The 19,195-nt window shown below is 63.4% G+C and carries 24 protein-coding genes; 15 read left to right on the top strand and 9 right to left on the bottom strand.

What is annotated here, in order from left to right; translation table 11 throughout:
• Positions 1–42: 42 nt before the first annotated feature.
• Complete coding sequence (locus P6U30_RS31100) at positions 43–306, top strand: BrnT family toxin (protein ID WP_407166581.1); 264 nt, start codon at positions 43–45, stop codon at positions 304–306.
• Positions 284–568: a BrnA antitoxin family protein gene (locus tag P6U30_RS31095; protein WP_407166580.1), complete on the top strand. Its 285-nt coding sequence runs from the start codon at positions 284–286 to the stop codon at positions 566–568. Before P6U30_RS31100 ends, P6U30_RS31095 begins: the two co-directional genes overlap by 23 nt.
• A gap of 85 nt (positions 569–653) precedes the next feature.
• Here the strand turns inward: P6U30_RS31095 and P6U30_RS31090 are convergent, their stop codons facing one another.
• The 4 genes from P6U30_RS31090 to P6U30_RS31075 form a co-directional block, all read right to left on the bottom strand.
• Positions 654–920, bottom strand: coding sequence for an HGGxSTG domain-containing protein (locus P6U30_RS31090; protein ID WP_407166579.1), 267 nt, complete (start codon positions 918–920; stop codon positions 654–656).
• The gene (locus P6U30_RS31085; RefSeq protein WP_407166578.1) at positions 917–1,579 is read right to left on the bottom strand and encodes a hypothetical protein; all 663 of its coding nucleotides are present in this window, start codon (positions 1,577–1,579) and stop codon (positions 917–919) included. The genes P6U30_RS31090 and P6U30_RS31085 overlap by 4 nt, the downstream gene beginning before the upstream one ends.
• A gap of 678 nt (positions 1,580–2,257) precedes the next feature.
• Positions 2,258–2,677 (bottom strand): CBS domain-containing protein, encoded by a 420-nt coding sequence (locus P6U30_RS31080; RefSeq protein ID WP_407166577.1) that lies wholly within the window; start codon positions 2,675–2,677, stop codon positions 2,258–2,260.
• 199 nt (positions 2,678–2,876) lie between these two features.
• On the bottom strand, positions 2,877–3,347 hold the full coding sequence (locus P6U30_RS31075) for an aminoacyl-tRNA deacylase (protein ID WP_407166576.1): 471 nt from the start codon (positions 3,345–3,347) through the stop codon (positions 2,877–2,879).
• Positions 3,348–3,580: 233 nt separating this feature from the next.
• Between P6U30_RS31075 and P6U30_RS31070 the strand changes: the two genes are divergently transcribed.
• From P6U30_RS31070 to P6U30_RS31055, 4 genes are all read left to right on the top strand, one after another.
• Positions 3,581–3,850, top strand: coding sequence for a hypothetical protein (locus P6U30_RS31070; RefSeq protein WP_407166575.1), 270 nt, complete (start codon positions 3,581–3,583; stop codon positions 3,848–3,850).
• Between the two features lie 297 nt (positions 3,851–4,147).
• A complete protein-coding gene (locus tag P6U30_RS31065) occupies positions 4,148–5,431 on the top strand; it encodes a pilus assembly protein TadG-related protein (protein WP_407166574.1) in 1,284 nt (427 codons plus the stop codon).
• 42 nt (positions 5,432–5,473) lie between these two features.
• The gene (locus P6U30_RS31060; protein ID WP_407166573.1) at positions 5,474–5,977 is read left to right on the top strand and encodes a TadE/TadG family type IV pilus assembly protein; all 504 of its coding nucleotides are present in this window, start codon (positions 5,474–5,476) and stop codon (positions 5,975–5,977) included.
• Positions 5,974–6,360 (top strand): TadE/TadG family type IV pilus assembly protein, encoded by a 387-nt coding sequence (locus tag P6U30_RS31055; RefSeq protein ID WP_407166572.1) that lies wholly within the window; start codon positions 5,974–5,976, stop codon positions 6,358–6,360. Before P6U30_RS31060 ends, P6U30_RS31055 begins: the two co-directional genes overlap by 4 nt.
• Before the next feature lie 34 nt (positions 6,361–6,394).
• Here the strand turns inward: P6U30_RS31055 and P6U30_RS31050 are convergent, their stop codons facing one another.
• The 5 genes from P6U30_RS31050 to P6U30_RS31030 form a co-directional block, all read right to left on the bottom strand.
• Positions 6,395–7,198 carry a hypothetical protein gene (locus P6U30_RS31050; RefSeq protein WP_407166571.1) on the bottom strand — a complete coding sequence of 268 codons (804 nt, stop codon included), beginning with the start codon at positions 7,196–7,198 and terminating at the stop codon, positions 6,395–6,397.
• Between the two features lie 173 nt (positions 7,199–7,371).
• Positions 7,372–7,710 (bottom strand): response regulator transcription factor, encoded by a 339-nt coding sequence (locus P6U30_RS31045; protein ID WP_407166570.1) that lies wholly within the window; start codon positions 7,708–7,710, stop codon positions 7,372–7,374.
• 43 nt (positions 7,711–7,753) lie between these two features.
• On the bottom strand, positions 7,754–8,977 hold the full coding sequence (locus tag P6U30_RS31040) for an ABC transporter permease (RefSeq protein WP_407166569.1): 1,224 nt from the start codon (positions 8,975–8,977) through the stop codon (positions 7,754–7,756).
• Entirely contained in the window at positions 8,974–9,699 is a 726-nt protein-coding gene (locus P6U30_RS31035; RefSeq protein ID WP_407166568.1) for an ABC transporter ATP-binding protein, read from the bottom strand. The genes P6U30_RS31040 and P6U30_RS31035 overlap by 4 nt, the downstream gene beginning before the upstream one ends.
• A complete protein-coding gene (locus tag P6U30_RS31030; RefSeq protein ID WP_407166567.1) occupies positions 9,696–11,084 on the bottom strand; it encodes an efflux RND transporter periplasmic adaptor subunit in 1,389 nt (462 codons plus the stop codon). Before P6U30_RS31030 ends, P6U30_RS31035 begins: the two co-directional genes overlap by 4 nt.
• Before the next feature lie 22 nt (positions 11,085–11,106).
• Between P6U30_RS31030 and P6U30_RS31025 the strand changes: the two genes are divergently transcribed.
• The 9 genes from P6U30_RS31025 to P6U30_RS30985 all read left to right on the top strand — a co-directional run bounded on the left by P6U30_RS31025 (position 11,107) and on the right by P6U30_RS30985 (position 19,061).
• Positions 11,107–11,382, top strand: coding sequence for a hypothetical protein (locus tag P6U30_RS31025; protein WP_407166566.1), 276 nt, complete (start codon positions 11,107–11,109; stop codon positions 11,380–11,382).
• 318 nt (positions 11,383–11,700) lie between these two features.
• Positions 11,701–12,378 carry a response regulator transcription factor gene (locus P6U30_RS31020; RefSeq protein WP_407170582.1) on the top strand — a complete coding sequence of 226 codons (678 nt, stop codon included), beginning with the start codon at positions 11,701–11,703 and terminating at the stop codon, positions 12,376–12,378.
• Between the two features lie 147 nt (positions 12,379–12,525).
• Positions 12,526–12,921, top strand: coding sequence for a curlin subunit CsgB (locus P6U30_RS31015; protein ID WP_407166565.1), 396 nt, complete (start codon positions 12,526–12,528; stop codon positions 12,919–12,921).
• A gap of 134 nt (positions 12,922–13,055) precedes the next feature.
• Entirely contained in the window at positions 13,056–13,442 is a 387-nt protein-coding gene (locus P6U30_RS31010; RefSeq protein ID WP_407166564.1) for a curlin, read from the top strand.
• Between the two features lie 63 nt (positions 13,443–13,505).
• A complete protein-coding gene (locus P6U30_RS31005; RefSeq protein WP_407166563.1) occupies positions 13,506–13,913 on the top strand; it encodes a curlin in 408 nt (135 codons plus the stop codon).
• A gap of 43 nt (positions 13,914–13,956) precedes the next feature.
• Positions 13,957–14,418 (top strand): curlin, encoded by a 462-nt coding sequence (locus P6U30_RS31000; RefSeq protein ID WP_407166562.1) that lies wholly within the window; start codon positions 13,957–13,959, stop codon positions 14,416–14,418.
• Between the two features lie 24 nt (positions 14,419–14,442).
• On the top strand, positions 14,443–14,742 hold the full coding sequence (locus P6U30_RS30995; RefSeq protein WP_407166561.1) for a hypothetical protein: 300 nt from the start codon (positions 14,443–14,445) through the stop codon (positions 14,740–14,742).
• Positions 14,743–15,037: 295 nt separating this feature from the next.
• The gene (locus P6U30_RS30990) at positions 15,038–17,359 is read left to right on the top strand and encodes a molybdopterin guanine dinucleotide-containing S/N-oxide reductase (protein ID WP_407166560.1); all 2,322 of its coding nucleotides are present in this window, start codon (positions 15,038–15,040) and stop codon (positions 17,357–17,359) included.
• A gap of 376 nt (positions 17,360–17,735) precedes the next feature.
• Entirely contained in the window at positions 17,736–19,061 is a 1,326-nt protein-coding gene (locus tag P6U30_RS30985; RefSeq protein WP_407166559.1) for an MFS transporter, read from the top strand.
• Positions 19,062–19,195 lie beyond the last annotated feature (134 nt).

Genomic DNA, 19,195 nt, shown 5'->3' with positions numbered 1-19,195 from the left:
ATGCAGTTGACTCCGCAGTATTTTGTAGCTACAAAATAACTCGTGAAGATCCTGTGGGACGAACCGAAGCGCCTCGCCAATCTCGACAAGCACGGGATGGATTTCGCTGATCTTAACGAGCGGTTCTTCGATACGGCTCTGGTTCGGAATGCCAAGCGCAATCGATATCAAGCGATCGGCGTCAACATGCGGGGCGTGATTTCCGTGGTCTTCGCCGTCTACGGCGCTGAAGCCGTCAGCATCGTCAGCATGCGCGCCGCCGGCAAGGCAGAAAGGGACCTCTATGAAGAAGAAAGCCGCCGCTAAAAAGGCCTACACCAAGGCGGATATGCGCGCTGTGAGCGACAATCCGGAATGGACAAAGGCTGACCTCGCGAAGGCCGTTCCTTTTGACGAACTCTTGCCCAAGCTCAGGAAGGGCCGCGGTCCCAACAAGGCGCCGACCAAAAAGCAGGTCACGCTGCGGCTCAGCCCTGTTGTCCTCGAGCATTTCAAGGCGAAGGGCAAAGGGTGGCAGAGCCAGATAGACGAGGCGTTGGTGAAGATCGTCAAGCGGAAGGCCGGCTAGGCATCGCTGAGCCTTCCCATACGCACGTGAGAGACGTCTAAATTGATCGCGCCGCAAGCTGCACAAAGTTTAGCGGGCAAACCCATCACTTCATCCCCTCCAACATCCTTCGCACCTCCCCCAACAACGCCCGTATCTCCCGTCGCTCCGCGATCGCATCCCCGGTGAACAGGCCGTGCTTGCGCGCGTTACGGTTTGCCTTCGGCGCGCCTGCCCCCTTTGCGCCGCCGTGCATGCGGCAGCGCTTTCGGCCTGAGACCGCCGGCGCGCGGCAGGCGCCGCCAGAGCGAGTCTTGGCGCCGCAGCGCGGGCTCGCCAGCATCGCCCCGGTAAGTCTGATGGGATCGCTCATGCCTGGGCGTCTCGCTCGGCATGAGCGGACGCGCGCCCACGCCTGGAGCCCGCGGTCTTCGGCGCTTTCCGCGTCGTGGAGGCCGGGGTCTTGTCGGACACGATCACGTTCGCATGCTGGGTGACGTTGCCGACGATGGCGTTGCCGCCGTCCTCCACCTTCACGTTCTGCACGGTGATGGCGGGCTCGCCGTGGCTGCGGTAGCGGTTCAGCGCCTCGATCTGGGCGGGGAAGGTGCGGGTGAGCCGGCCGAGAGCGCGCGCGGCGCTGTCGTGCTGGGCGAGGTCCTTTGCATGCGCGAGGTGATGGGCGCAGCGCATCGCCATCACATGAACCGACACCATCTGGGCCACCAGCATCGCCTCGACGGAGTCCCGTGGGCGAAGGCTCTTCACCATCGAGAGCATGAAGGAGAGGTTGACCTGGTCGGGACTTCCGCCGCTCACGCTGGCCTTCACCAGTTGCCGCAGGATGCCCTCCATCGCGTCGCGGTCGACGGCGCCCAGCGCGTTCGCCATGAGCTGTTCGCCGAGCAAGGGATCAGGATGGTCGATGCAGAAGCCGTGCGAGGAGAACTTGACCCGTGGGGCTGCGGCAGCTTGGGCTGGATCGGATGCTGCGATCGCCGTCGTCATCGCGGGGTCCGGAGCGGTGGTCATGTCGATCTCCCTGGCAGGCACGGTTCGGCCACGCGCCGGCGATCGCTCGCCGCGGGGGGCCGGTGCACTGTTTCAATGGTGGGTGAGGATGTTCGGCCGCAATCGCAAGCCGGCGCGCCCGCTACCTGCGGGGCGACGGCGTCTACACGATTTCGGAATATTGGAAGTATGCCCCTGAGTTGCCCGACGCGTCAAGTCGCCTTGTCGAGAGCATGATGGGATTAGCTTGATCTGAAACAGCGGCGGAGGTCACCTCTCCCCGCCGGGGAGAGGTCGATTTGCGCAGCAAATCGGGTGAGGGGGTTACGGTCTATCGAGAGCACTAGGGCCCTCACCCGGATTGCATCTGGCGATGCAATCCGACCTCTCCCCGACGGGGAGAGGTCAACCGAAGCCGCCGTGAGTTGGTTCAACCCGAACTCATCCCGTTCGAGTGGCGGCGGCCGCCTGCTCCTTTGCATGGGGTTGTTTTCGATGTTTTGGCGGCGCGCCCCTTCGGAGGGGCGTTCGCCAACGTCACCCGCAGTGATGCCGGCCAGGGCGGTCGGAACCACCGGCGCAAGGCGGCGCGTGTCGGCCGCAGCTTTTGGCCGCGCGATGGTTCAATGGCGAGCGCATGGCTCACCCTTGCCGCGAGGTCTGATCAGGCGGCGATCGGGCGGCGGGCGCCGGCCTAAGTCAGTGGTGCGCCGACACGTGCTTCACGGTTTCGGTCAGCACATCCGCCGACGCCGAGCGGCTCACGTCGCCGAGGCTGATGATGCCGACCATCCGCTTGCTCTTGTTGATCACCGGCAGCCGGCGGACCTGCAGCTTCTCCATATGGTGCATCGCTTTGGCGAGGTCGTCGTCGTCGCGGCAGCAATGGATGCCCTCGGTCATCACATCGCGCGCCGTGGCGCGGCCGGCATCGAAGTCGTTGCTCGCAAGTCCCTTGCAGACGATGTCGCGGTCGGTCACCATCCCGATCAGCTTGTCGTCGGCGCCGATCGGAATGCAGCCGATGTCACGCGCCCGCATCAGCTTGGCGAGCTCGGTGACGGGGGTGTTGGGATTGACCCAGTCGACACCCTTGTGCATCACATCCTTGACTTTCATGGCGAGGCTCCGTTCCCTGAGTTTGTCCTGGGTTTCAGGCGCATTGATTGCAATGCAGCAACGCCCCCCAATGTGCTGATTGTACAACCGATCGGGTGCGAGGTCGCCGCGGCAAGCCTCTCCCCGAACAATTTAATCGCGACGTCGCGGCCCGGGTTTCCGCCCGAGATCGCAAGGGCGCCGGGCGGCGCGTCGCGCCTCAGTCGTGGCTGCTGAAGCGCCCGTGCTGTGCGTCGGCGGTCAGACGCACAAACTGTGCGTGGCCCATATGGAGCAGCGTCTGGTGATCGCCGGCTTCCATATAGATCTCCGGCTGCGCCTCGATGCTGTCGTCGACGATGCTGTCGAGCCCATAGCATTTGCCGACCGCGGGGATCGCACCGTGCGCACAGTCGCTGAACAGCCGGTTGATCTCGGATTCATCGGCCATGTCGACATTGTCGCCGAGCTTGGTCCGCAGGTCCGACAGCCGCAGATGATGCGATGCGGGCAGGATGGCCAGCATGTATTGGCCGTCGCGCCGCAGCACGATGCTCTTGGCAAGGCAATCGCCCGAGATATGGCACGCCTCAGCGGTGCGCGTGGACGTCATGCTGAGTTCATGCGGAATCATCTCGTACTGGATGTTTTCAGCAGCGAGGTATTTTTGGAGCGTGGGAGAAATGGCCATGACATCACCTCCGATGCAAAGGCTACCGCCATCGTGAGGTCTTCCCCCGCAGACTCTCGCCATACGATAGGCGGCTGCCTGGTCCGGCCCAGCATAGGTCTTCCATTCGCAGGCTGCAATTCGCCATCGTGCGGGAGCTCTGGGAGCGCCAGCGTCCCCGGATGAACGACCGTTCATGGAACGGCGGGGATGGCGAGCCGTTACTTGGCGGGGCTTCGTTCGTGGAGACAAAAATGAAGCACGCAATCATCGCACTTTCCGCAGTTTGCCTTCTTGCGTCCGCCCCCGTCGCCTTCGCGCAGGCCGTCTCAAGCAAGACACCCGGCCATGAGATGCAGGCGAAGGGCTCCAAGAAGGGCACCCATGGCGCCTCCGGCTATGCTCCGGGACATGAGATGCAGGCGAGAGGATCAAAGCGCGGCAGCCCGGGCGCCTCCGGTTACGCTCCCGGCCAGACCACCGGCTCGAGCAGCCGGATGGGCACCTCGACAAGGTCCAAGTAGGCTCACAGGTAAGCTCACAGGTTCACAAGTCGACTGAAAGCGAAGTGGCCCGCCGCCAGCCCGGCGGGCCGCGCTGCCCCCAGTCGTGGGTGCCTTCCGGTGATCCCCGTCCGCAGCTATCCGATTGGATAACGAAGCGTTACGCGCTCGCGCGAAGTTTCTGCGACGAAGGATAGGCCGCGTTAAACCGCCGCACCGTATAGGATTTGCATCGGCCACCCGACTACCGAGGACAGCATGACGGCCTTCATGCGTTGGAAGGCGGAAGTACCCTCGCAAATGAGGCCAGCGCCGGGAATGCGGCGCTCCCGCGTCAATCACCTTTTCGATCGTTTCGCGCGCGACCAGTCCGGCAGCTACGCCGTCCTCGTCGCCCTGCTGCTCCCCGTGCTGGCCGGGACCGCGGGCCTCGGCACCGAGGTCGCCTGGTGGTTCTACAAGCAGAAGAACATGCTCAGCGCCGCCGACTCCGCGGCCGTCAGCGCAGCCACCGCCGGCACCGATCTTGCCACCGAGGCCGACGCCATCACGGCGTTCTACGGCTATAAGAACGGGGCCAACAACGTCACCGTCACGGTGAATCAGCCGCCGACCACCGGAAGCTTCACCTCGAACGCCCAGGCCGTCGAAGTCATCATCAGCCAGCCGCAACCGCGGCTGTTGTCGGCGTTGTTCGGCTCCGGCACGGTCGCGGTCACGGCCCGCGCCGTCGCGCTCGGCAATGTCGGCATCGGTTGCGTGCTTGCGCTCGATCCGACCGCCAATTCGGCGGTGAGCGCGAGCGGCAGCAACAATGTCAATCTGATCAACTGCAATCTTTACAGCAACTCCAGCGGGTCTCCCTCGCTGAATGTCGGCGGCACCGCGAGGGTGTCAGCCAACCTGGTCGGGGCGGTCGGCAGCATCTCCGGCGCGAGCAACATTACGGCCCCGAACGGCATTCGCAGCGGCATCAGGCCGATCGCCGATCCCTATGCGACCGTTTCTCCGCCCACGACGCCGACCACGTGCAACCCTGCCAATCAAAAGATCAACAGCAGCGGCAAGGTCAATTCGATCTCCCCGAACACGTGCTACAGCGGCCTGGTATCGGTGCAATCCGGATACACGCTCGATCTCACCCCCGGCATCTACTACTTCTACGGCTCCGGCGGGGGCTTGTCGGTGCAAGGCAACGCAACAGTTACGTGCAGCACCTGCAGCGGCACCTCGGGCGTGACGCTCGTCTTCACCGGCTCGGCCAGCAACGGCTGGGCCACCGCCAACATCGGCAGCAACGCCATCATCAATTTGACGGCTCCGGCCTCCGGCCCGACCAAGGGCATCGTGATCTATGGCGACCGCAACATGACGACAGGCGCGACCTTTTCGCTGCAGGGCGGCGGCTCCCAGAATTTCGGCGGCGCCATCTACCTGCCGAAGGCGAACCTGCAGTTCAGCGGCGGCAACGGCACGACCACCTCGTGCACGCAGGTCATCGCCGATACAATTTCCCTTACCGGCAGTTCGAATCTTCAGGTCAATTGCGCGGCCTTGGGCGGCAGCACCATCGGTACGACGACGGCACAACTCGTCGAGTAAGCCCGGAATACTGACTAACGATATTGAGGCGGAGTTTTTGAGATGAAGACGGGCAATCCATCTGGTGCGTGGCGATCCGATCGGCGTCGCAGCCCGCGTCGCCTGCTCGGGCGTTTCCGCAAGAACACACGCGGCACTGCTGCGATCGAATTCGGCGTTTTGGTGCCACTCCTTACGCTGATGGTGGTCTCGGTGGTCGACATCGGGCTTGCGGTCTATCGCAAGGTGCAGGTCGAAAATGCGGCGCAGGCCGGCGTTGAATACGCCATTGCCCATGGGTTCGACGTGAATGCGATTTCTGCCGCGGTCGCCAACGCGACCAATTCCACCGCGATTACCGCGAACCCCGCGCCCGCCAAATACTGCGGCTGCGCGACCACGTCCGGTGTCGACAGCATGAGTTGCGGCAGCGTCTGCCCGGGAGGCGGAGTGGCCGGTACTTATACCACCGTGTCAGCGCAAGCGACCTACTGGACGATCGTCAACTACCAGGTCGTTCCCGTCAGCTATTCCATCAGCATGCAAGCGATGGCGAGATTGCAATGACGAGTGCCGGCCCGTTTTGGCGCGATCATCGCGGTGCCTCCGCGCTCGAATTTGGCCTGATCGCACCGCTGTTCTTCGCTTTCCTGTTCGGCATCATCGAAATCGGTCTGCTGCTGTGGACCCAGGCGGGATTGCAGCGCGGGGTCGAGATTGCCGCGCGATGCGCGACCGTGAACGCCACGCTCTGCCCGACGAGCAAGCCGGACGTGATCGCCACCTACGCAAGCCAGCAGGCGTTCGGCCTCAACCTGCCGGCTTCTACGTTCAGCTACGCCGCACCCGCCTGCGGCAACCAGGTGAGCGCGAGCTATCAGTTCCAGTTTCCGCAAGTCCTGAATATGGCCCCGCTGACGCTGACCGCGACGGCGTGCTTTCCTGCCTGACGGCAGCGCAGATCGCTGGTCTCCTTCCGGCGGTTCACCGCATCTCGGTTGCCATGCGCGATCCGGGATGTCGTCCCGGCCGCTGCGGCAAGACCAGAATGAGCCCGACGATTGCCGCGAAGATCACCGCGGTTGCCAAAAATCGGCTCAGCGCCAGGCCGCCATCGCTCGTTGGTTTGTCGAGAAAATCTCCGATCGTCGCGCCGAGTGGTCGCGTCAAGATGAAGGCCGCCCAGAACAGAAATACGCGCGAGATTGCCGTCCAGTAATACAGAACTGCCAGCAGCACGAGCCCCGCACAGAACACGAGCGCGCCTCCATCATATCCCAGTCCGGTGTCGTCAGCGATCCAATCCCCGAGTGCGGTCCCCAACGTCTGCGAAAACGTGATCGTGATCCAGTAGAAGATCTCCACCTTCGGCGTTGCCACTGTCTGAACGTTGACCGAGCCGAGAGTGAGGTACCAGATCGCGAGCGAGCCCAAGACGCACGCCAACAGGATCGACGAGCCTCCGATATAGCCGATGCCCAATGAGCGATCGAAAAAGTCCGCCATGGCCGTACCCACTGTCGTGGAGGCTATGATGGCCAGCCAGTAGATCCAGGCGCTGAATCGCTTCGTCGAGATCTGGGCGATCACGGCCGCAACGAACACGGCGAGAAAGATTCCGGTGCCGATCAGATATCCGCCGTTGCCGGGATATTTGTCGGCGTGCAGCCAGCTCATGGTCACGGCGTCGCCGCCTGTTTCCCCAAGTGTCGTGGCAAGGATCTTGATCAGCCAGAAGCCGAACGTCACCTCTGGCACTTTGCTCAGGATTTCGTCTTCGTGTCGCATTGTGCATCCTGCATTCATGCGGTGCGAGTTTCGGCCGCAAATGCGGCAAATCCTCGTGCATGACAACGCAGCAAGCATGAGAAGATCCGTGGCCTTCGCGCGCAATCCGCAGGTGAGACATGGACGAAATACAAATGCACGTGATCGACGGCACCCGCGCCGACGGGCCGGCCTCACTCGGGCGCGGTTTCGGCCAACGCGCCTGTGACGGATGGCAGCGCGATCGTTGCGGCGGGCACCGGCCTCAGCGCCGGGTTGGAACGGTTGCTGGCCTGCGCCAGGTCGCGGCGCACGGATGCCGGAGAGGCATCGAGGGCGAAGATCATCGCGATCTGGGTCCTGTTGTGCAGCCGATACTTCCGCATGATGTTTCCGATATGCGCGCGTACGGTGTTCTCGGAGATGCTGAGCTCGTGCGCAATGTTCTTGTTCTGCATTCCGCGTGCAATGAGCAGCATGAGCTCGCGCTCACGGCGGGTGGGTGTGATCAATGTCTTCGTGCTCGAAATCATGACGACTGCTCCATCGTCTGTACTTAATCCACCCGAAATACGTCTACTCCGCCTTCAACGCCTCGATCGGATTGAGTTTCGAGGCCTGGTGGGCGGGATAAAATCCAAAAATCAGTCCGGTTGCGGCCGAAAAGGCCACGGACAAGCCGATCGCCTGCGCATCAATGGCGGTGATCCAACCCGCCATCCGAGCGATCGTCAGCGAAAGCGTGATGCCGCCGCCAATGCCGATCGCGCCGCCGATCAGGCAGAGCACGAGCGCTTCGCAAAGAAACTGCAAGCGGATGTCGCGCATGCGTCCGCCAAGCGCACGGCGAATTCCGATCTCGCGGGTGCGCTCCGTGACGGCAACGATCATGACGTTCATGATGCTGATGCCGCCGACCAGCAGCGAGACCGAAGCGATTGCCATCAACAGCAGCGCTACCGTGCGGACCGCACCCTGCTGCGCTTCCATCGCCGCGGCCGGGTCCTGCACCTTGAAGTCATCCTCCTGGTCGGTGGGGATGCGGTGGCGTTGTCGCAGCAGGCTCTCGATCTCGGTCTGCGCTCCTGCCATCTGGCCGTCGGAGGCCACCTTGGTGATCACATAGGCGACGCTGTCCCGGTTGATGCCGCTCGCGCTGCCAAGGAAGCGCAGCTTGGCGGTAGTCAGTGGAACGAATGCGACATCGTCCTGCGCCGGGCCCTTGCGATCCAGCACTCCGATCACCTCGAGCGGGACATTCATGATCCGGATCTGACCTCCGATCGGATTCTCGCCGGGCTGGAACAATTCCCGCGCGGTGATGCTGCCGAGAATGGCCACCTTTCCGGCTCCGGCCTCATCATCCGCGGAGAAGTAGCGTCCGGACGACAGTTGCCAGTCGCGCACCAGGAAGTGCCCGGTCGTCGTGCCGTTGATCGTCGTGTTCCAGTTCTTGCTCTCGTGGATCACTTGCGCCGTTCCGGCGATCGAGCCTGCCGCCACCTGGATCTCCGGAATCTGCTCGATGATGGCCTGCACGTCGCCCTCGGTCAGCGTCAGCTTGGTGCCGGCCTTGAGCCTGACGCCACCCTGGTGAATGGCGCCAGGCGTGATCATGAGCACATTGGCCCCGATCGAACGGATCTGCTGCTCGAGCTGGAGCTGCGCGCCCTTGCCGATGGCGAGCACGGTGACGACCGATGCCACGCCGATCACAATCCCGAGAATCGTCAGGAAGCTGCGCAGCGGGTTGAGGCGCAGCACTTGCAGTGCGATCTGCAGTCCCTGGAGTGCAGTCATAGCGCCATCACCCGTTTTGGAGCGGCCGGAGGATGCACCTGATCGGCGACGACCTGACCGTCCTGCAGACGAACCGTGCGGCTGCAGTGCGCGGCGACGCGAGGGTCGTGGGTGATCATCAGCACGGTCTGGCCGCCGCGATTCAATGCGCAGAACAGCGCCAGCACGTCGGCACCGGTGCGGCTGTCGAGGGCGCCGGTCGGCTCGTCGGCGAGCACGATCGAGGGAGAGGCGACCAGCGCCCGCGCGATCGCAACCCGCTGTTGCTCGCCGCCGGAGAGCTGTTTCGGGAAGTGCTGCGCCCGGTGCAGCATGCCGACCGCCTCGAGGCTGCGCGCGGCGCGGGACATGCGTTCCTTCCAGCCAAGGCCGCAATAGACGAGCGGCAGCGCCACGTTCTCGATCGCGTTGTGCCGGGCGAGCAGGTTATAGGACTGAAAGACGAAGCCGATCTTCTGTGCGCGCAGACCCGATCTCTGATCTTCCGGCAGGTGAGCGACATCCATTCCGTCGAGGTAGATCGCTCCCTCGCTCGGACTATCGAGCAATCCGATCATGTTCATCAAGGTCGACTTCCCCGAGCCGGACGGACCCATGATCGCAACGATCTCGCCGTGCTCGATGTCGAAGCTGACATCGCGGACAGCCGCGACAGCGACAGCTCCGGTGCGGTATGTGCGTGAGACGGAGCGGAGGCTGACGAGCGGCGGCATGGCGATCACGATCCGAACTTGATGCCGAGCACTTCGAGCCCGGTCGGCCGGATCGCCTGTCCGACGACGACTTGATTGCCTTCGGCCAGCTCACCGGTCCGCAGCGCGACCTGCTCCGCGCTGCGGGCGGCGCCGACGGTCACCGGCACCGGCTTGATCGATCCGTCTGTCATGCGTACCCACACGCTGTCTCCGCCCGGAGGCTGCGCCGGCCGCGCACCGGCGGGCTGGAAGCGCAGCGCGGCGAGTGGGACCTTCAGCACGTTGTCCTGATGGGCGACGACGATCTTCACCAGCGCGGTCATTCCGGGCAGCAACGCCCCGTCGAAATTGGACGTCGACAGCACCACGATGTAGGTGACGACGTGCTGCTGGATCTCCGGCGCCTTGCGCACCTGCCGGACCACCGCTTCGAAGCGCCGGCCGGGATAGGCGTCCACCATGAAATGGGCGGGCTGCCCGGCGGCGATCCGGCCGATATCCGCCTCGTCGACTTGCGCGTGGATCTCCATGTCTTCCAGCCGGTGCGCGACCGTGAAGGTGGTGCGAGACTCGAGGCCGACGGCGAGTGTCTGACCCTCGTTGACAAACCTGCCGACGACGACGCCGTCGATCGGCGAGCGGATGACCGTGCGATCGAGGTCCGCCTGGGCCGCGCTGAGCACGGCCTCCTTCTCCGGGACGGCGCTTTTGGCCTGCTGCAGCTCGGCTTCGATCCGGCGCACATCCGCCTCCGCGCCTTCGACCGAGAAGGCGTTCAGCTTCACGAGAATCCGCGCCTCGTTTTCCTGCGCCTGCTTGGAGGTGAAGTCGGTTTGTGCATCCTCGACCGCGGTCGTTGCGACGACATTCTGCGCCTGCAGCGTCAGCTTGCGGGAGAGTATTCTCTGCGCTGATGTCTTCAGCGCCTCGGCGTTCTCAAGCTTGTTGGTGAGCACGGCCTTGTTCGCACGGGCGTTGTCGAGGTCGATCCTGGCGCGATCGAGCTTGGCCTTCTCCAGCTCCACATTGGCGAGCGCCATGTCGCGAGCCGATCTCGCCTCGTCGACCTTGGCAATGAAAGTCCGCGGATCGATCTGAGCGAGTGCCTGATCCTTGCGCACGATGTCATTGAAATCGACATAGACCCTGGAGAGCTGACCGGAGAGCTGGGAGCCGACCTCGATCGTCTTCACCGGGTGCAGCGCTCCCGTGACGGTGATGGTTTGTTCGATGCTGCCGCGTTCGATCGAGGCGAACCGGAATTGTGGTGACGTCGATCCGGCCGACGGCGTTTCGTGATCGATGTGCGGAACGGGTGCGGCGAGGCCGATCCGCGCGAGGGCGCTCTGGCTGTCGGCGATGTCGAGGCTGTAGGTCAGGATTGCAGCAACCCCGCCCGTTCCGGCGAACACAAATATATTTCGCAGGATGTGCATGAGCATTCTTTCATTGCGTCAAAACGAGACCCCTACGGGTTTTCATCAAATGCAAATCTTAAATGATTTTTTGGCGATCGAACGCGTGACTGAATACGTGGCTCACTTCGGGTATGATCCTGCACGCTGTTGTCCGGACGTCCATGATCCAAACGTAAAGATCGAAGCCGTGGCAGTCATCGTTCTGGTCGACGCAGATGCGATTCGCATCGTGGAATCTGTTGCGACTTATCCCTTTCAATCTATAGTTCGCCTGGTCACGATCAGATCGTGATCGCTTTCCTGGCCATCATCATGGTCACTCATGACGGGAATCCGTATCGGGACGGCCGCAAGGAAACCGCGGCGCGAGCGTCCCGCGGCGGCGACAAATGTGAAGCTGCTAACACGGGAACCGGGCCAACCTTACGTAGATTGCGTCAGATTCTAAAGGTGAAGGATGTGGCGGAGCGCGCGGCGGCTTCCGTCCGATCAATCGGCAGGAAGCTGCGAGCATCTTGATCTGCCGCAGCGTCGCTTCAACAAGCTGCAGCACATTCGATTGAAAGGAAAAACGTACCTCGCAGAAATTTTTCGAGATGGAGCCACTTCAATGAGCGAGAGCCAAGCGACAGTTTACGTTGTCGATGACAAGGCGGATGTGAGAGAGTCCATTGGATGCCTCTGCGAAGAGGTTGGGCTCAATGTGAAGCTCTTCGCGTCGCCGGAGGAGTTTCTCGAAAAATATTTGCGAAACGGGCCGTCGTGCCTCGTCCTTGATATCCGCTTCCCCGGCACCTCGGCGACCGGGCTCGAATTGCAGAATATCCTCGCAAGCTCCGGAAATCCGATCCCGATCGTCTTCATCAGCGCCCATGCCGACGTACGCACGTCGGTTGAAGCCATGAAACGCGGTGCAGTCGAGTTTCTCCCCAAGCCGTTCCGCGAGCAGGAGCTGCTCGATGCCATTCGCTTTGGGCTGGAGCGAGACCGGTCGCGGCGCAGCCGCGAACATGCACTCCGCGAGGTGAAGGTGCTGATCGAAGCGCTCACTGCGCGCGAGCATGAGATCATGCTGCTGATGGCGGAAGGACTTCTGGCCAAGCAGATCGCGGCCAGGCTGCGCGTGAGCGAAGTCACAGTGAAGGCACATCGCATACGCGTGATGCGAAAGCTGAAACTGCGCTCGCCGATCGAGGTGGCACGGTTGGTCGACAGCGTCAGCGCCGGCGGCGCTTGCATCATTCCGCGCGGCGTCGCGCAACATTCCATTGCATCCGCTTGTGCTTGACGCTCGGCGTCTAGTCCGGCCGGACTAGCTTGAACTGCAGTCTGTTGTGCGAGGTGCGATCGGTTCAGAATTCCTCACGTTGTCAGTTGATAGCGATGAACGCTTACCAGCCGACATCGGAAAAACGTCTCACGAAAGGAATTCTCCATGCGCAAATTGCTCCTCGCTTCCGTTGCCGTGTTCGCTCTTTCCGGCGCCGCTCATGCGGGCAACACCGCCACCACGACCCAGGTCGGCGTCGCCAACGGCTCGTCGGTGACCCAGAACGGCTTCACCAACAATTCGTCGACCACAAATCAGCTCGGCGTGTTCAACGTCGCCAATACGTCGCAGGGCTTGACCATGCCCGGACTGAACAACGTGAGCAGCGTTGGCCAGATCGGCGTGCAGAACAGCGCCACCACGCTTCAGCTCGGCGTCTCCAACAACAGCGGCATTACGCAGAACTCGTTCCCGCTCGGCTCGCTGTCCCAGTCCAACAGCGCCACCGTTGGCCAGGGCGGCATCCTGAATCTCAGCAGCATCTCGCAGACCCAGCACTAGGCAGCCATGTCGCTGCTCTCCTCGGGCGTGCTCTCGCATCGGCTCGCCCGAGGAAGCATTCGGCACCGTAACCCCAAGCCCGGCGATTGGCCTTCAAGCGAAATCGGCCGGCTGAAGTTGGTCGAGGATTTCACATGAGCATATATCGTCTCGCCGTTGTCGCCGTCATCATCTCCGCGTCGGGTGCCGTCGAGGCCCACGCGGGTAACTCGGTCAGCGTGCTGCAGTTTGGCACAACGAACGTCTCGTTCGTGAGCCAGACCGGCACCACCACAAACAATTCCGTCGCGCTGCAATTCGGCACATCCAACCAGGCGAGCACAATGCAGGCAGGTGCGATATCGCCACTGACGATCAACACGTCGGTGATCGGGCAGGGCGGCACGACCAACATCGCTTCCAGCGGGCAGGTCGGCGGCTCGAACTCCGGCCTGATCGGTCAGATCGGCCTCAGCAATGCGGCGGGCGTGTCGCAGCTTGGATTGCTCAACGGCTCGACGATCCTGCAATCCGCTCCGTGATGCCGGGCGTACCGTGCGTTGCCCGGTCGTGACAGAGACCGTCCCAAGCAAGTGAGAACAGCCATGAAACATCTTCTTGCGATTGCCGGTGTTGCGCTCTCGGCCTGTTGCGGAGCGGGCGCGCCGGCCCTGGCGCAGGGCGCCAATGTTCAGACCATTGTCTCGATCGGCGGCCCGCCGGTCTCCCTGCTGCAGAATGGCAGCACCAATATGGCAGGCGTGTTCGAGATCGGCGGCACCACCGGCGCCAGCGTCGTTCAGAACGGCACCAACAACTTCACGGGCATCCTGCAATTCGGCGGGATCAGCACCGCATCGGTCGGGCAAGTCGGCGCCAACAACTTTACGTTCGTCGGTCAGTCCGGGCAGTCCACCATGAGCGTCCTGTCGCAGTTCGGCAGCACGAACCTGGGAGCGATCATGCAGCTCGGCGGCAGCAACACGTCGACGGTGGTTCAAACGGGCCACTGAGTTCGAGCGGCTCATCGCAAGCCTGGGAACGAGGGCAGGGTTCATGAAACGGTATATGCTAACCTGGATAGCGGTGTTCCTCGCGGCCGTGAGCGTCAGCTCGGCGGCGTCGGCGGAATCGCATCTGCCGCGGTTCGGACGAGGATTTGGATCGGGCCAGACATCATATGTCAGTGTCGAGACGATCACGGCCAGCGGCAATACGTCGGTGGTGATCGACCAGACCAGCCAGATCAACTACGCAACGGTCGTCGAGTTTGGCGGAAGCGGGACGGTCGATGCTACCGTCATCCAGACCGGAACGAGGAACTTCGTCGATGTTATCCAGGTGGGCGGCACGACCAATGCGTTGATCGAGCAGTCGGGCGTCAGCAACACCGCTTATGTGACCCAGTTCGGCACTTCCACCAACTCGCTCATCGCGCAGTTTGGCAGCATGAACGCCGGATATGTGAGCCAGCACGGCAGAACCAACTGGTCCGGCATTTTTCAGGTCAGCCGATAACCGCAACGAAGGGACGTATCGACAATGAGATCCATCCTGTTCGCAATCGGAGTGAGCATCGTGATGTGCGGCGGAGCGCGTGCCGGCGGAACGGGCGACGAGGGCGACGGCCACACGACGGTCGTCCATGACGCCAACGGCACGACGGTGATCACTCAAAGCGGCGACCCAGCCAAGGTCGAGCTGCATGTCGACCGGGCGCCGGGGCGGACGACCATCTATCGCCAGAGCGGCGGAAACACGGCCATCGTGACCCAGAGCAGCGGAACGTCAGCAGTTCCGCAGGATCTGCCGGAGTGGATGCGGAAGCTGCTGGACCGCTGAGGCCGCGCTCACTCCCGCCAAGAAATCCGAGCGCAGCCTCCGCGAGACGTGCGGTCGCGCCGTCCAGATGCAGGTGGGCATCGTGCGCTGCTCGCTCGCGCGACGCAGTTCCCCAAGAACGCCGATCTCAGCCAGACTTCGTGCATGCCGCGTTCCTCCCGGCATTCGCGCGGCGCGCCCTTGCGTTTTCGGCGAAGTTGAACTTGATGATGTCAGGAAGAGGATCAGCAAACTGGCCATTTAGCTGTGAAGGTGGCATGCAGAAGACGCCCGATCTGCGATGAAGGACGACGCGATGAACGAGATAATTGGCTTCCCCGATCCCGGCCTCGATCTCTCCGAGGGATTCAAGCCGCATACGTCGCATTGGGGCGTCTTCTCCGCGCGTCTTCGCGAGAATAATCTTCTCGAGGTCAGGCCGTATGGGGGCGATCCCGACCCGAACGGCATCATCGACAATTTCCCCGCCGCCCTGCGGCATGGCGCGCGCATCGCCCAGCCGGCGATCCGCCGCGGCTGGCTCGAGCGCGGTCCCGGGCCCGACGATCGTCGCGGTCGCGACGACTTCGTCTCGGTTAGCTGGGAGAAGGCGCTGGACCTGCTCGGTGGAGAGCTCAAGCGCGTCCGCGACACCCGCGGCCCGGGCGCGGTCTTCGGCGGTTCCTACGGTTGGTCCAGCGCGGGGCGGTTTCATCACGCGCAGAGCCAGGTTCACCGGTTCCTCAACATCGCCATGGGCGGCTATGTGCGCTCGGTGAACACTTATTCCTCGGGTGCGTCCTCGGTGCTGCTGCCGCAGATCCTGTCGGGCTACGAAGACGTCACCAAGCGCAACGTCACGTGGGAGCAGATCGCCGCCGAGAGCGAGATCGTGCTGGCGTTCGGCGGCATGGCGTTGAAGAATTCGATGGTCGCCGGCGGCTCGATCAGCAAGCACGTCGAGCGCGGCGCGATGGAAGCGGCGCGCCGGCGCGGCTGCGAGTTCATCCTGGTCAGCCCGCTGCGCGACGATCTGCCCGCCGAGGCCGGCGCGGAATGGATGACCGCCGCGCCGGGCACCGATGCCGCGCTGATGATCGGGATCGTCCACACGCTGGTCAGCGAAGGTCTGCACGATCAGGCCTTCCTTGACCGCTACACCGAAGGCTGGCCGGTCTTCCTGCGCTATCTGAACGGCGAGGCGGACGGAAAGCCGAAGGATGCCGCCTGGGCCGCGATTTGCGGCATCGACGCCGACATCATCCGAAAGCTGGCGCGTCGCCTTGCCGGACGGCGCGCGCTCATCACCGTGTCCCACTCCTTGCAGCGCGCCGAGCATGGCGAGCAGCCGGTGTGGATGGGCATGGTGCTGGCGGCCGCGCTCGGCCAGATCGGCCTGCCGGGCGGCGGCTACGCCTATTCGCTGGGGGCGATCGGTTATTACGGCCGTCGCGTCAACGCGGTGCCGGGGCCGACGCTCGGGCAGGGCCGCAACGGCGTCGCCGACTTCATTCCGGTGGCTCGCATCGCCGACATGCTGCTCAATCCCGGCGCGACCTATCGCTACAACGGCGAGACGCGCACCTATCCCGACATTCGTCTCGTCTACTGGGCCGGCGGCAACCCGTTCCACCATCACCAGGACCTCAATCGCCTGCGCAAGGCCTTTGCGCGGCTCGACACCCTGGTGGTGCACGAGCTCGCCTGGACCGCGACGGCCCGGCACGCCGACATTGTCCTGCCCTGCACCATGACGCTCGAGCGCGAGGACATCGGCTATTCCTCCAACGATCCGCTGATGGTCGCGATGCATCGGATCGCCGAGCCCTACGGGCTTGCGCGCGATGACTACGAGATTTTCTCCGATCTCGCCGAGCGCCTCGGGGCCCGCGACGCCTTTACCGAGGGGCGCACGTCGCGGCAATGGCTGGAGCATCTTTACGAGCCGACCCGCGCCTCGCTCGCCGCGCGCGGGCTTGCCGCGCCGAGCTTCGAGGAATTCTGGCAGAGCGGCAGCCTGGTCGTGCCGCAACATCAGGACGACGGCGGTTCACTGCGTCGTTTCCGCGAGGATCCGGTCGAGCGGCCGCTGCCGACGCCGAGCGGGCGCATCGAGATCTACTCGGCGAAGATCGCAGGGCACGGCGATGCCGATTGTCCGGGTCATCCAGTCTGGCTCGAGAAGACGGATGTCCCCCGGCAAAGCGCGCCGCTCTTCCTCGTCGCCAACCAGCCGTCCACGCGCCTGCACAGTCAGCTCGACTTCGGCGGGCATTCGACCGGCGCCAAGCATCGCGGCCGCGAGGTGGCGCGGATGAACCCGCGCGACGCGGACCCTCGTGGCATCCGTGACGGCGACATCATCCGGCTGTTCAATGCGCGCGGCGCATGCCTTGCGGCCGTGCGGGTCACTGATGCAATCGCTCCCGGGATCGTCCAGCTTCCGACCGGTGCGTGGTACGACCCGATGGACCCGGAGGAGGAGGCGCCGCTCTGCGTCCATGGCAATCCGAACGTGCTGACGCGCGACATCGGCACGTCGTCCTTCGCGCAAGGCTGCACCGGCCAGCTCACCACGGTCGAGGTCGAGCGCTTCACCGGCAATCTGCCGCCGATCCGCGCCTTCGATCCGGTGTAACCGGGGACGGACGCAAGCATCGCCATCGCGTTCTTGTCGCGGTGCGAAGTCGTGCGCCATGCGGCGGCGGAATGCCTGCAGCCGTGATCGGGCGCTGCGTCGCAACACCCTCGGATGATGCGCGCCTATCGGACAGCGACGCAAGCAGCCGCCGCCGCCGTCCTGCTACTAAGTGCGCATTGCTCGCGTGGGTCCGCGGGACCAAGCTCGTTCCGTCAAATCTCCCCGAGACATTCGCATCAGCGAAACGTCCAGGGATCGAGCCCTTTCTTGCGATTGGTGGTCATACGCCGCGTAATGAGAAACGGGAATCAGGAGATAGCGACGCAAGATCCGTGAAGCAATCGTCAGGCAAGGGCGTGTGAGGAGGAGCCCTATGACGACGATCCACGTGACATCCGATGCCCTGTCCGAGACTGATCACCGCACCCAGTTGCGTCGCGCCGTTATTGCGAGCACGGTGGGGACGACGATCGAGTGGTACGATTTCCTGCTCTACAGCACGGTCACCGGCCTTGTTTTCGGCAAGCTGTTCTTTCCGAAATCCGATCCGCTGGTCGGCGTGCTGGAGGCGTTCGCCATCTACACCGTCGGCTTCATCGCGCGACCGATCGGAGCAATGATCTTCGGTCATTACGGTGATCGCATCGGCCGCAAGGCAACGCTGATTGCGACCCTGCTCCTGACCGGGCTTGCGACCTTTGCGGTCGGCCTCGTCCCGACCTACGAGACCGTCGGCATCTGGGGCGCCGTCATCCTCACCGTCATTCGCTTCATCCAGGGCGTCGGCGTTGGCGGCGAGTGGGGAGGCTCGGTGCTGCTGGCGATGGAATGGGCACGCACCAACAACCATCGCGGTTTCATTACCTCGTGGCCGCAGCTTGGCGGTCCGGGCGGCCTGCTGCTCGCGAACATCGCAGTCCTGGTGTTCAGCCGCATCTCCGGCGACCAGTTCCTGGTCTGGGGCTGGCGTATCCCGTTCCTGCTCAGCATCGTGATGGTGGCGATCGGGCTCTATATCCGGCTCGGAATTCTCGAGACCCCGGCCTTCCGCCGCATCGTCGCCGAGAATCGCGTCGAGCGGGTCCCGGTGCTCGAAGTGATCAAGCGCCAGCCGGGCGCGATCATCCTCACCGCGCTGGCGCGGATGGCCGAGCAGGCGCCGGCCTACATCTACCTCGCCTTCGTGTTCGCATACGGCGTCAATGTGCTGCACACGCCGCGAGATTTCCTGCTTACCTCGTTGATCTCAGCCGGCATCGTTTCGATGGCGACGATCCCGCTCGCCGGGCATTTTTCCGACGTCATCGGACGCAAGCGCATGTACCTGATCGGCGCGGTCCTGACCGGAATCTACGGCTTCATCTACTTCGCGCTGCTGGACACGACAGTGCCGATCCTGGTGTTCATCGCCATCGTGTTGTCGTTCGTTCCCCACGACATCCTGTATGGGCCGCAGGCAGCCCTGATCGCCGAATGTTTCACGCCGCGGCTGCGCTACAGCGGTGCGTCGATCGGTTACCAGCTTTCCTCGGTGATCTCAGGCGGTCCCGCTCCATTGATCGCAACCGCACTGTTCGCAACCTACGGAACGGGCTACGCGATCGCGGCCTATATCCTGTTCTGCGCCGTCGTCAGCATCATTGCGACCGCGATGCTGCCGGACTACACCAAGTGTGACATCTCCGAGGAGCATGCCTGATCGAGTATTGCGCAGCGAACCTGCGAAGCGAGCGGTCCTGCACCGGCTCGGCAGCGGAAAAAGTGCGGCGCGCCGTCAGCTCGTCCTCCACCGGGATGGAATTCGTGACTGCGTCACAGCATGTCACACACCGG

Origin of the sequence: Bradyrhizobium sp. ORS 111 (assembly GCF_045571485.1) — a bacterium.
Classification (GTDB): Bacteria; Pseudomonadota; Alphaproteobacteria; order Rhizobiales; family Xanthobacteraceae; genus Bradyrhizobium.
Note: the sequence above shows the minus strand (reverse complement) of the source record. Positions and strands in the feature narration are given on the sequence as shown.